Below are 13,093 nucleotides of genomic sequence, written 5' to 3' on the forward strand. Positions count from 1 at the left end.
AGCTCTTCTTTCATGTAAGGAACTCATCGCTTGTAGATGAAGTACATGTGACCGGTATGCGGCAACTTCACCAGCTTCGCATTCTGCACTTCTTCAAGGAACGACTGAGTCGCCTGATAGTTGCATACTCCGTCTTTCATGCCCTGCAGTGAAATAAAAGGCTCAGCGAGATTGGTACAAGGGCCGAAGTTATATCCGTTCTTTTTGGTCCATGGGATCATGTCGAACTTTCCGCTACCCTTGCAGAAGGGAATGCGTACGGCGAGGTCAGGACAAAAGCCTATTACAATGGCGCCCTTAAACACACCCGGCGGAGCCTGGCAGAGTGTGCCGTATACAAGGTCAGCCCCGGCCGAATACCCAAGGAGGATGGTGGGCGCGTTCTCCCTGATCTGCAGCTTTCTTTTCACATAGTCGCTCAAGGCCTGAAAGTCTCCTGCGGCATACAGGCATTCATTTTTTCTTTCTCGATGTTGTTCAGGTACTGCCTGGTGTTGATACCTACGTACACCTCACCAGGCGAGCGGATGCTCTTCATCATGGAGACCGTTCTTCGATTCCAGCCGCGATCTCCGGCTGCAAAAATGATCACGGAACAGGCTGTACCCTTGCTCTTGTAGACAGATATTTTGCCGAACCTCGCAAACCTGATCCCCACTGAATCGGCAGAGCCGCCGAAACAGCGCAGGCAAAGAAATGCAAACAAGACAGTTACCGGGAGCGTCCTGGCTGACAGTATACCAACCACCTTTGTGTTACGCATGCGCATTGCTTTAGCGTAAAAATAAACACAGGAGGATGAAGGATAAATGAAGGACCTGAACGGCTACTGATGCTCTTCGGCCATCTCTTCTGTTTTGGCTACCACGGGGGCTTCAGAAATAGCTGAATGGATTTCTTCCTTGAGACTTTTCTCGTCCTTCTTCAACCCTTTCTTTAACTTTTGTTTTGCAGCCTTAACGAGCTTCTTCTCACCCTTTTTCAGCCTGAGTTTTCCCTGCTCATCAGGTTCTGCCAGGATCGCCAGAACTGATTCCATTTTCTTGATCTTCTTTTGTAGTTTTTCAATGCGACCTTCCAGCAGACGAAGTACTTCCTTTTCTGAAACTTTTGACATGTTCTGATTTTTTGTTTAAAAATACCACTCTACACATCAAAATCAAGCAATTATAACGGAGGGAAGAAAAAAATTAATCGAATGTTAAGCTAATGTTAAAAGCTCTCAACCGCTCAGAGATTTAACATCTGATCAGCACGAAGAGGCCTTCAAATATCCTCGTCTTCTACTTCCAGATCAAACGGTCCGAAGACGAAAATTACGGCAAGAGCGAGGAGTACCAGGAAAATAAGCGGATATATCAGGTCTTGTTCCATGTCTTCGAGGTTTGACAAATAATAGAAACTAACGTTTAATGAATATTAATGGATTGTTAAATAATGACTTGTGCTGCATTCTGCTATCTCTGTATACGGAGCGGCAGGTCGATGGTTATGAAATTTCACGATTTAATCGCTTTTAATTAACCTTGTCTTAAAGCCTGCCGTCTAGCTTTCCATCCTGAAATCATAATCTTATCCTCACGATGAAAAAGTTTACGAACGCACTCGTCTTTTTCCTGTTTTTATTAATACCCGCCGCTCTCTTGATGGCTCAGAACCAGAATAGCAGCCTAAGGGGAGTTGTTCTAACGAGCAAAGGAACGGCATTGCCGGGAGCAACTGTTCAGCTGAAAGGCACCCGTTATATTACATCCTCTGACGAGGAAGGAAAGTTCGTTTTTTCCAACGTTCCTCCAGGCAGGTATTCGGTCCTGGCGTCTTTTCAGGGGTATAAGCCAGTCACTCAGGAAGTAGTAGTATCGTCTTCCGGGAACAGAGACGTTCGTCTCACACTGGATGAGTCAGGCGTTGAACTTGGAGAAGTAGTGGTAAGCACGCAAAAGCGGGTACAAAGTCGCATTGAAGTGCCAGTCAGCGTCAGTGCCCTTAGCGGGGTAACGATGGACCGGTTACAGGTGAGGCAGTTTGATGAACTTGCGCAATACATCCCCGGTCTGCAGATGCAGTTACAAAGCCCCAACAATCCCAGTTACGTAATCAGAGGCATTACTTCCGACGAGGGTGATACCCGGACCCAGCACCGGGTTTCGATATTTCAGGACGGCGTTTCCATGTCGCGGTCCAGAGGCTCGGTCGCCGAGTTGTTCGATATGGAACGTGTGGAAGTGATAAAGGGGCCTCAGGGGACCCTCTTTGGGCGGGGTGCGCAGATCGGTGCTGTTCATTTAATCCAGAACAAGCCTGTCAATTATCTGAGCGGCGATCTGGCGCTCGGCTATGGAAATTACAATCAGAAGATTGCCACAGGTTTTCTGAACACACCCCTTGGAAGTGATAAATGGGCCAATCGTCTGTCCTTTTATTACAACGAGCGGGATAGCTTTATCCGAAATGCAGCAGGAGGAAGACTGAACGGGCGAAATGTAGTAGCTCTGAGGAATATTCTCAGGTTCCAGCCCTCGAGCAGTACTACGGCCGACCTGATCGTCAACTACCAGCACGACAATTATCCGGGCACCAGTTTTAAGAGCATGAGTTATGCGCCGCCTGGCGGCAGCACAGACGCTAATAGCGAAGCTGGGCTCGATCCGGGTAAAGACCTCCATATTAAAAGAGATGTGCTGGGCCTCAGCCTGCTGATCAATCACCGTCTGTCCCACCGCTGGGCTCTTTCATCGGTCTCGGGCTACAGAAGTTACGACTCTGACGAATCTTTTGATGCCGACGGAACCTTAGCTCCTGTACTTTGGCTATCTGAACTGGCGAAGGGCAGTCAGGCCAGCCAGGAACTAAGGTTCAACTATGATGATAAGAAGAGGTTTTCCGGCTTCATCGGGGGGAGTTTCTTTTATGAAGATGCACATACCGACCTGCCCCTGCGCACAAACGAGCAAAGCCTTTATCCTGCGGTGCTTTCGATGATCAGGAGCGGCGTGTCACAAAGACTGACCGCGAGCGGTCTGCCTGAGGCACAGGTAAAACAACTCGTACCTGTGTTATTTCCTGATCAGCCACTCATGCTAAACGGATCGCCCAACTATGTAGCTGCCATGCCTAATCTCGCCGGCACGCTCGCTGCCGTCGGTATCCCGCTTACTCAGATGCCGGCCGACATACAGAGACTGGTAGGAGCGGTGTCGGGTGCTCCTCTCAACACCAGTCATGTGGAATGGTCGCACGATTACGGACGAAATGCTGCATACGAGGTGTTTGCCGACGGGACTTACAAATTCGCGCAGGGTTGGGGCCTTACTGCCGGTATCAGGGGCAGTTATGAAAAGCAAACGGGAGGATATAAGGCCGATGCCGCTGACAAGCCGAGCGTCATCGGGCTCCTCATGGGCAACTATCCCAATCTTCTGTGGAAGCCAACCGAGGGGAAGCTGAGCCGCTCCAAAGACTACTTCTCCTATGTGGGCAGGCTCGCCCTCAATTATATGTTTAAGTCGAATAACGCTTATGTCAGTGTTTCAAGGGGCAGGAGACCGGGCGTTATCATGGTGCTGCCAGAGGGAACCACTTTTCTGCAGCCCGAGATCGTATGGAGCTATGAGGCTGGCCTCAAAGGGAGGGTGCTTAATAATAAAGTGGCGTATGACCTCTCGGCTTACTACTATGACTGGAGCCATTTTCAGTCAAACTCCTATGAACTGACGAGTGGAGGCTCATTGGCCTACGTTTCCAAAGATGCAGGGAAAGCACATAGTATCGGGTTGGAAACGTCGTTGCAATACTACTATTTACCCGCCAGTCACTTATTTATCAACTGGGCCTGTATCGATGGAAAGTTCAATGACGAGGACGAAAACGGAAACAAGCAGGAATATGCAGGCAATCGCTTCAGGCTCACTCCCAGGAATACCTTCTCTGCCGGCACTGACTTTAATCTTCCCACAGGCCCTGCCAGGCGTTCTGTTGTGTTTATTCGCCCCTCGTATAGCTATCGTTCCAGCATCTATTTCGATAACAGGAACCGCTCGGACCTGCGATCAAATGCGGTGGGGCTGACCAATCTCAATTTGGGGTACAGATGGAGTACTGGCCGCGGGAGGTACGAAATCAATGGCTTTGCTAAAAACCTGTTTGATGAGAAGTACATCATTGATGCTGGAAATACAGGAGATGCAATCGGAATGCCTACCTATATCGGTGGAACCCGAAGAACAGTAGGACTACAGCTCCGGGCTGGATTCTAAGAGCGAATAGCTATTTTTAACAAAAAAAATTATATGAAATCAAAAAAACAGATCAATCATGCACTCAGGGCAGTCACAGCCGTGCTGGCCCTCTTCCTGCTGACCGGAAAAACGACCCGCTTGATGGCGCAGGACACCTCTTTTGTACAGTACACAGGAAAGTACCTCTTTCCGTCGGGAGGCACCGTTGATGAGGCCACCGTGTCATTGGAGAACGGAGCCTTAATGATTAAAGCTGCTCTTGGCCAGGCTGCTCTTAAACGCGTCAAAGGAGACGCGTTCGCTCTTCTTCAGTACGATGGAAAAGTAGAATTCCTGCGTGATGAACAAAAGAAAGTGACCGGAATCAAGGTACAGGTCGGTGCTGCGGGCATTGATGCCGAAGGTAAAAAGGCCGACGCTGACAGCGCCGGGCAGCAACCAGAAGGGCTTGCTCCCTCGGCCGCACGGACCGGTAAAACGACATTGCCTGCTCAGCGCAAAAAGAATCTCGACGTTCAGGCTCATGCCGGCGGTTGCGGCCTTTATCCCTGCAACACGGTCGAAGCGTTCATTAATGCAGTGCGGCTCGGAGCGAGCACTCTTGAGATGGACTGCGTTATTTCAAAAGACAGTTTGGTGCTGGTCTCTCACGACCAGTTCATGACTAAAAATATCATCACTCCTGAAGGCAAGACTATCTTGCCTTCTGAGGAGTTGCAGTACAATATCTTCAAAATGAGCTACGACAGTGTCAGGAAGTACGATGCCGGCTCTGCTTATGATCCCGGTTTCCCAACCCGGAAAAGAATTAAAACGTCAAAACCCCTGCTGTCGGAAGTTTTCTCGAAGGTAGAAGCGTATATAGCAGAAAACAGACTTCCAAAAGTGAACTACAATATTGAAATCAAGTCGCTGCGCGGAGACAATGTCTATCATCCTATGCCTAACGTTTTCACCGACCTGGTTGTAGGGGTGATCAAAGAGAAGGGGCTCGACAAGCGCGTACTCATTCAGTCCTTTGATGTACGGGCTCTGCAGCACTTGCATCGCAAGTATCCGGCTATACCAGCCTCTTTTTTAGTACACAACGAATTGGATCTGGATCAGAACCTGGCGAGACTGGGATTTGAACCCGCCGTATTTAGTCCCGAATACCATATGGTGACGCCTGAAATGGTAGCAAGAATTAAAAAGACAAACATGCAGCTCATTCCCTGGACGGTAGATAAAAAGGAAGATATGCAGAGGCTGATTGATCTGGGTGCAGATGGTATTATTACCAATTACCCCGATGTGGCTATTGAGCTAAGAAAATCGCTGATTAGCAGAACCAACAAGCGTGGGTAGAATTAGCCGGGCACCTGTTTGTTACCTGATGGAAATTATATGAATCTGCAAAGTGGCGGCCTAAACCTAAACAGTAGTGCAGGATGACAATTGCTTCTTTACTTATTCTTTCTCTGTGTTATTAGCGGCCAGCGCAATAATCACCGCGCCTTTTTCTCCTAAAGCACCGTATTTTGCAACAGCTTCTTCTTTTCCCATTTTGGAAACGCTTACAATATCTTCGCGCTGAAGGTGCTTATAGTTGTTCAGGGCTTCTTTTCGGGTGTAGGGGACACCATTGACAATATACAGGGAAGGTTTGTTAGCACCGGTCAGCTGGGCGATGTAGTTATCCAGAAGATTTCCGGCCGAGCCGCAGATAGCAGCACCTATTACTGCTCCAACCGCGCAATTTCCGCTTTTTCTTCCGATAGAGGCTCCCATTCTTTCTCCAACTCCTGCTCCAATTTCTACTCCGGAAGGCAAGCGATCAACGGTGCTGCAAGCCTGCATGATCAAAAGAGCACAGGCTCCAAGCCATTTAATATTCGTACTCCTCATACTTAAAATTCAGATACTTGTCCGGATTATTCTTACGCAATATAATGAAAAAAGATGCACAGAATGCAAGTATTTTTTGAAATTATTTTGACAAAACTTTCCTTAATTCTTCCCATACGTTTTCCGCAACAATTGCCGCACCTTCTGCCGTAGGATGGATCCCATCTTTCTGATTTAGACGTGGAATGCCTGCCACATTGGCTAGTAAAAAAGGCACAAAACTCATGTGGTTTTTCTCAGCAATTTCCCTGAATATCTTTCTAAACGACGTGGTATAGGCATCTCCCATGTTCGGAGGAACCTCCATTCCCAGAAGCACGAGTCGGGCCTGGGGGTATTTCGTTTTTACCGAGTCAACTATCGCCTGAAGATTAGCCGAGGTCTGTGCTACTGGCAGTCCGCGGAGTCCGTCGTTGGCGCCCAGTTCGAGCACGAAGACATCAATATGCGTTTTGAGCAACCAGCCGATCCTGCTTTTCCCTCCGGCAGTGGTCTCTCCGCTTGATCCGGCATTGATACAGCGGTACGGCAGCTTCAATGAATCAATTTTGTTCTGGATCAGCGAGGGGAATGATTGAGTGGACGGGTCTTCCAGTCCGTAACCCGCCGTCAGGCTGTTGCCAAAGAATAGAATATTTTTCAGCTCTGCTGCCTGCGAAGAACCGTCTTCCTTTTTATCGTTAGAGCCGGCGTTATTCTGTTTATTTGAGCATCCGCTGAGGATGAAGAGTGCAAGGAAAAGTGTAACGAGTTTGTTCATCTGTGCTCTAACTGAAAATAATCTGTAAGCTTGTTAAACAGGACGGAGCCCGTTTAGTTTACATTGAGGAGGATTTGGGCCGTTCTGTCTGCCCGAAATTCTCTCTCGCATAAAAATAGAAAAAGAATTGAGCACAATATTATCGGTACATCAGCTAAGCAAAACATACACGGCAGCAGGCAGCCAGCGCCTTACGGTACTGCACGAAATGAGTTTCGACGTGGAAGAAGGATCATTGGTCTCAATAGTGGGGCCGTCAGGCAGCGGTAAGACCACTTTGTTAGGTTTATGTGCTGGTCTCGACCGCGCCAGCAGCGGCTCTGTGGAACTCAACGGCGTTCGGATTGAAGATCTGAACGAAGACCAGCGCGCTGCGGTGCGAAACCAGTATACCGGCTTTATTTTTCAGAACTTTCAACTGCTTCCCACGCTGACCGCCCTGGAGAACATCATGGTGCCCCTTGAGCTGAGGGGTGAGAAAAATATCAGACCTAAGGCGCTCGATCTTCTCGACAAGGTAGGGCTGGCCGACCGCAGGCATCATTACCCTGCCCAACTCTCGGGCGGAGAGCAGCAGCGCGTTTCACTGGCCCGCGCCTTCTCCAATAGTCCCCGGATCTTATTTGCCGACGAGCCTACCGGAAATCTGGATACTGAAACGAGCGAAAAGATCATTCGACTGATCTTCGAACTGAACCGGGAGATGGGCACTACCCTCATCATGGTGACTCATGACCTGGAGCTTGCAGCGCGCACGCAGCGCATTATCCGGATTAAGGGAGGAATGATCTTTTCTGATGAGCTGACAGGGAGGAAGGCCGTATAACATGTCGAAGTTGAAAGATTTGAACTTCCCCTGGCTTTTCAGGATGGCCTGGCGCGACAGCCGCCGAAGCCGCTCCCGTCTCTTCCTCTTCGTTTCATCGATTATCCTCGGCATCGCGGCTCTGGTAGCCGTATACTCCTTCGGCTATAACCTGCAGAAGGATATAGACTCGCAGGCAGCGGAGCTGACCGGCGCCGACCTGGTCGTCTCGGGCAACAAACTTCCTGCTCCGCAAATGCGCGCTTTCCTTTCGTCACTTGGCGGGCAGCGGTCTGAAGAACGCAGCTTCGTCTCCATGGTCTACTTTCTTCCCGCCAGGGGGACCCGCCTGGTACAGGTGCACGCACTTGAAGGCGGCTATCCCTATTACGGCAGCATCGACAGCAAGCCCCGCGAGGCTGCTGCCCATTTCCGAACCGGAAGGCTCGCCCTGATCGATAATTCCCTGATGCTCCAGTTCGGGGTGAAGAAGGGCGACTCAATAAAAGTAGGGAAACTGAGTTTTGGAATTGACGGGGTGATTGATAAGGCTCCCGGACAAACAGGCTTTTCTGCCGGTATCGCGCCGATTATTTATATTCCGCTTCGGTACTTGCCTCAAACAGGTCTCTTACAGCGTGGTAGCCGCGTTAACTATAATTACTACTTTAAGTTGAGCTCGGGCTTTCTGAATGAGGCGAACCTGAAGCGGATCCGTGAAAAAGCAGACAAAGAAGGGATGGATGTCGAGACAGTGGAAACTCAAAAGCAGAATACCGGACGGGCTTTTGCCGACCTGACCCGATTCCTCTCACTGGTCGGTTTTATTGCTTTGCTGCTCGGCTGCGTGGGAGTTGCCAGCTCGATCAATATCTATATTCGCGAGAAAATCGCTTCCGTGGCAATCCTTCGCTGCCTCGGCGTAAGCTCAGCGCAGGCCTTCCTGATCTACCTCATCCAGATCCTGGCAGTCGGTTTTATTGGGTCTTTGTCAGGAGCCGCGCTGGGCACCCTGATCCAGCAGCTGCTGCCCCTGGTGCTTCGTGACTTTCTCCCCATTGAGGTCACCACTTCACTGTCTGTACCGGCCATCTTGCAGGGGATTGGTGCCGGGATGGTCATCTCCTTGCTGTTTGCCCTGCTGCCGCTGCTCAGGGTCCGCAACATCTCGCCTTTAAACACACTACGGTCGTCATCAGATGAACCCGAAGTCGGGCGCGACTGGCTCACCTGGATTGTGTACGCGTTCATCGCGGGGTGCATCATCCTGTTCAGCTGGCTGCAGCTTCATGATCTGAAGAAGTCGCTGTACTTCAGCGGCGGTGTACTCCTGGGATTTCTCGTACTTTCGGGCACAGCCTGGGGCCTTATCTGGACAGTTCGCCGGTATTTTCCCTCATCCTGGAGCTATCTCTGGCGCCAGGGGCTAGCCAATCTGTTCAGGCTTCATAATCAAACCCTTGTCCTGATCGTCTCTATCGGTCTCGGAACAGCCTTCATCAGCACACTTCTGCTCGTGCAGGATGTACTCATGAAACAGGTGAGCCTCTCCTCAAGCGGCAGGCAGCCCAACATGGTACTGTTCGATATACAGCCCTCGCAGAAGGATGCGCTGGCGCAGCTCACCCGCAGGAGCGGCCTGCCAGTCATACAGGAAGTGCCCATCGTCACCATGCGCGTGGAGGAGATTAAAGGCCTCACCGCTGCCAAAGTGAAAAAGGATAGCTCCGCAGGGGTGCCCGTCCGCGCATTTAGCTCAGAGATCAGGGCGACCTTCAGAGATACGCTGAGCTCCTCCGAAAAGATAACGGAAGGCAAGTGGTCGCCCCAGGCCGGGGGAGCCGGAGTTGTAAAGGTTTCCCTTGAGGAGAACTATGCACGACGCATCAACGTGAAGGTGGGCGATCCCATGGTATTCAACGTGCAGGGCGCTCTGATTCAGGCTGAGGTGGGCAGCTTGCGACAAGTAGACTGGAACCGCGTGCAGACAAATTTCAGGGTGGTATTCCCGCTGGGCGTGCTCGAAGAGGCTCCCCAGTTTCACGTCCTGATGACACGGGTGCCTTCAACCTCTGTCTCTGTCGACTTCCAGAAGCAGGTGGTCAGAAACTTTCCGAACGTATCGATCATTGATCTCAACCTCGTCCTGGGGATCCTCGATAGTATCTTAAGCAAGATCGGCTTTGTAATTCGCTTTATGGCCGGGTTCTGTATCCTCACCGGCCTGATTGTGCTGCTTGCTTCTGTGATGACCAGCCGCTATCAGCGAATGAAGGAGGCTGTTCTGCTCAGAACTCTGGGAGGCAGCAGCAGGCAGATTTTTGCCATCACGGCGCTCGAGTATTTCTTCCTTGGCGCCCTTGCTGCTTTTACCGGCATCATCTTGTCCTTCGGAGCCTCCTGGGCGCTGGCTACCTACAGCTTCGAGGCCGAGTTCGCCCCGCAGATCTGGCCCGTACTTGTTTTATTCCTCGTGGTATGTCTGCTCACTGTCGTGATCGGCCTTCTGAACAGTAGAGTTGTTCTGAAAAGCCCCCCGCTTGAGGTGCTCAGAAAGGAGGTCTAATCTTGCAGCTCCTGTTTTTTCTCTGAAAGGCTATTTGTGTTATTGAGATTGTTAACTGTTTTTTAAAAGGCATCAATCAGATCGCCTCGCTAAGTTTAACTGCCCAAGAAGAACATTCGATAGACTTGTCAGCCCGTTTGGCCATGCGGCTCATGAGTCTTTCGTCGTATAGCGTGCTTTAGCTTGCAACAGAAGGGGGATCCCTCTTGCAAAAAGACCCCAGTTTGCCCAGTCCTGATTCTATACAAGGATGTACCAAGGCTGATAATACTTTTTCTCTGCCTGCCCTATAACTCGTCCCTGTCTTCTGGTGACCCTGAGGTGAGCGCGAGGTGAGCCCGACCTGAGTCCGACTTCCACCGTAAAAAGTCGGACTCAGGTCGCGCTCACCTCGCGCTTGTTAGGGACTCACAAGGACCCAGCGACCACGTAACCACCAGGCAGGGACACATCTTTAGATAATCAGGAACGATCTTGTAGCCTACTTGGTAACGCGCTTTTAGGAGTATAGTGTGTTTGAATTTTTCCCTACTTTCGGGTGTTTATGGAGCTTATCAAAAACAACAAGAAGATAATTCGCAGTTGGGCGATGTTCGATTGGGCTAATTCTGCTTATAACCTGGTCATTACGTCCACCATTTTTCCGGCTTACTACACGATTATCACCACTACAGAAGAGCACGGCGACAAGGTGTCTTTCTTCGGAAGGACGTTTGTCAATACCGCGCTGTCGAACTACGCGCTTTCTGTAGCCTACCTCATTATGGCTGTGCTGCTGCCCTTGCTGTCGTCGATGGCCGACTTCCGGGGGAACAAAAAGGTATTCATGAAGTTATTCACCTATGTGGGAGGACTCGCTTGTGCGGGACTTTTTTCTTCAAGCTCGACACGCTTGAGCTGGGAGTGATCTGCTTTGCCATTGCTGCCATGGGCTATATAGGAGGGGTGATGTTCAGCAATTCCTATCTCCCGGAGATTGCAACGGTAGAAGAGCAGGACCGGGTGAGTGCTCAGGGCTTTGCTTATGGGTATGTAGGCAGCGTGCTGCTCCAGATCATCTGCTTTGTATTTGTGCTCAAGCCCGAGTGGTTTGGCATTACTGATGCCTCGTTCCCCGCCCGTTTGTCGTTCCTTCTGACAGGTCTGTGGTGGATGGGTTTTGCTCAGATTCTCTTTCATGTTTTACCCAAAGGAAGCCCTAATAAGGAAAAGCTCAACAGGAATGTGGTACACAGCGGCTATCAGGAGCTGATCATCGTGTTCCGGCGGATACGTTCTATGAAGGTGATGAACCGATTTTTGCTTGCCTTTTTCTTTTACTCGGTTGGTGTGCAAACGATCATGCTTGTTGCCGCTGCCTTTGGTGAAAAAGAGCTCCATCTGGGAACTTCGAAACTGATTGCCACCATTCTGATCATCCAGCTCGTGGCTATTGCGGGGGCCTACCTCATGTCGTCCCTGGCCCGGATAGTTGGCAACGTGCGTGTGCTGATGTTGGTTGTGCTGATTTGGATAGGCGTTTGTGTTGCAGCTTATTATGTTTCAAATGAAGTTCAGTTCTATGTTATTGCTTCAGTCGTCGGACTAATTATGGGTGGCATTCAGTCGCTCTCCCGCTCAACTTATTCCAAGTTCCTGCCGGAGAACACGCCGGACACAGCTTCCTTCTTCAGCTTTTACGATTTGACCGAGAAAGTGGCAATTGTAATCGGCCTTGCCGCCTTTGCTTTTATTGAAGAGCGTTCGAACATCCGCAACTCGGCTCTTGCGCTGAGTATTTTCTTTGTTGCGGGATTGGTGGCATTGATGTTCCTGCAGAAGGCAGTACGGAAGGATGACAGAGAGGGCTCCTTATCTTGATGCTGCGGTGGATCACAGAGGACTTGATTAGGGATTTAACGATAGATAGAGTAAGTCTTCCTGATCTTGTAGAGTTGCGCACGATTGTGCTTGAAACTTTTTCGCTTCAACTAGCAAAGAGAATAAGCACTCCTTTTAGAGCTGATTTACCGGCAATTCTATATTTCAATTTGTGATTTAGCTTTAAGCAATTACCTTTACCGTCCTGTATGACTGTAGAACTCTTTATTCCTTGCTTTATAGATCAGCTGTACCCTGAAACTGCATTTAATACGGTGAAAATACTGGAGAAGGCGGGCTGTAAGGTGAAGTATAATCCGGAGCAGACTTGCTGCGGACAGGCTTCTTTCAATGCCGGCTTCTGGGATGAAGCAAAAGCGGTGGGAGGGAAGTTCCTCAACGACTTTTCTGAGACCAACTATATCGTCTCTCCTTCAGCTTCCTGCACGGGGATGGTGAAGAATTACTATAACGATCTTTTCACTAATACAGCCGTTCACAATAAGTGCCGGTCTATCCAGGCGAACATCCACGAGCTCTCGGATTTTCTGGTGAATGTGTTGGGTAAAGATTACTTTGGTGCGGAGCTGGAGGGAAGGGCGGTTTATCACGATTCGTGTGCCGGCCTGCGTGAGTGTAAGATCAAGGACGAGCCCAGAGCGCTTCTTGCCAAGGTTCATGGTCTCGATCTGGTGGAAATGAAGGATACGAGCACGTGTTGCGGCTTTGGCGGTACTTTTTCGGTTAAGTTTGATAGTATTTCCGCTGCGATGGCTCAACAGAAGGTGAATCACGCTCTTGAAATGGAAGCGGAATATATCATTTCTACCGATGCTTCCTGTCTGTTACATCTGCAGGGCTATATCGATAAGGAGAAACTTCCTCTGAAAACCATGCATCTGGCTGATGTCCTGGCCCACGGCTGGGGAAATGTCTAGATGGGTGGTGAGTTGTGAGTTGTGGGTCGTGGTCGTGAG

At 50.0% G+C, this 13,093-nt stretch carries 10 protein-coding genes and 1 pseudogene; 6 read left to right on the top strand and 5 right to left on the bottom strand.

Features of this window, described 5'->3' with window-relative positions; all coding sequences use genetic code 11:
* Nucleotides 1–23 precede the first annotated feature (23 nt).
* The 3 genes from ACES2C_RS14955 to ACES2C_RS14965 form a co-directional block, all read right to left on the bottom strand.
* Nucleotides 24–410 (bottom strand): hypothetical protein, encoded by a 387-nt coding sequence (locus ACES2C_RS14955; RefSeq protein WP_374163887.1) that lies wholly within the window; start codon nucleotides 408–410, stop codon nucleotides 24–26.
* An 8-nt stretch (nucleotides 411–418) separates the two neighbouring features.
* A complete protein-coding gene (locus ACES2C_RS14960; RefSeq protein ID WP_374163888.1) occupies nucleotides 419–763 on the bottom strand; it encodes a hypothetical protein in 345 nt (114 codons plus the stop codon).
* Between the two features lie 63 nt (nucleotides 764–826).
* Entirely contained in the window at nucleotides 827–1,117 is a 291-nt protein-coding gene (locus ACES2C_RS14965; RefSeq protein WP_374163889.1) for a hypothetical protein, read from the bottom strand.
* Nucleotides 1,118–1,583: 466 nt separating this feature from the next.
* Between ACES2C_RS14965 and ACES2C_RS14970 the strand changes: the two genes are divergently transcribed.
* Nucleotides 1,584–4,256 (top strand): TonB-dependent receptor, encoded by a 2,673-nt coding sequence (locus ACES2C_RS14970; protein ID WP_374163890.1) that lies wholly within the window; start codon nucleotides 1,584–1,586, stop codon nucleotides 4,254–4,256.
* Between the two features lie 33 nt (nucleotides 4,257–4,289).
* Nucleotides 4,290–5,585 (top strand): glycerophosphodiester phosphodiesterase family protein, encoded by a 1,296-nt coding sequence (locus ACES2C_RS14975; RefSeq protein WP_374163891.1) that lies wholly within the window; start codon nucleotides 4,290–4,292, stop codon nucleotides 5,583–5,585.
* A 102-nt stretch (nucleotides 5,586–5,687) separates the two neighbouring features.
* Here the strand turns inward: ACES2C_RS14975 and ACES2C_RS14980 are convergent, their stop codons facing one another.
* Nucleotides 5,688–6,125 (bottom strand): hypothetical protein, encoded by a 438-nt coding sequence (locus ACES2C_RS14980; RefSeq protein ID WP_374163892.1) that lies wholly within the window; start codon nucleotides 6,123–6,125, stop codon nucleotides 5,688–5,690.
* 82 nt (nucleotides 6,126–6,207) lie between these two features.
* Nucleotides 6,208–6,885 (bottom strand): arylesterase, encoded by a 678-nt coding sequence (locus ACES2C_RS14985; RefSeq protein ID WP_374163893.1) that lies wholly within the window; start codon nucleotides 6,883–6,885, stop codon nucleotides 6,208–6,210.
* A 127-nt stretch (nucleotides 6,886–7,012) separates the two neighbouring features.
* Here ACES2C_RS14985 and ACES2C_RS14990 point away from each other — a divergent pair, with 127 nt between their 5' ends.
* From ACES2C_RS14990 to ACES2C_RS15005, 4 genes and pseudogenes are all read left to right on the top strand, one after another.
* Nucleotides 7,013–7,711, top strand: a complete 699-nt coding sequence (locus ACES2C_RS14990) for an ABC transporter ATP-binding protein (RefSeq protein ID WP_374163894.1) — start codon at nucleotides 7,013–7,015, stop codon at nucleotides 7,709–7,711.
* Between the two features lies 1 nt (nucleotide 7,712).
* Nucleotides 7,713–10,256: an ABC transporter permease gene (locus ACES2C_RS14995; protein WP_374163895.1), complete on the top strand. Its 2,544-nt coding sequence runs from the start codon at nucleotides 7,713–7,715 to the stop codon at nucleotides 10,254–10,256.
* A gap of 544 nt (nucleotides 10,257–10,800) precedes the next feature.
* Nucleotides 10,801–12,116: pseudogene (locus ACES2C_RS15000) on the top strand (MFS transporter).
* Nucleotides 12,117–12,325: 209 nt separating this feature from the next.
* Nucleotides 12,326–13,054 (top strand): (Fe-S)-binding protein, encoded by a 729-nt coding sequence (locus ACES2C_RS15005; RefSeq protein WP_374163896.1) that lies wholly within the window; start codon nucleotides 12,326–12,328, stop codon nucleotides 13,052–13,054.
* Nucleotides 13,055–13,093: the final 39 nt, after the last annotated feature.

Origin of the sequence: Arcticibacter sp. MXS-1 (assembly GCF_041902385.1) — a bacterium.
Taxonomy (GTDB): Bacteria; Bacteroidota; Bacteroidia; order Sphingobacteriales; family Sphingobacteriaceae; genus Arcticibacter.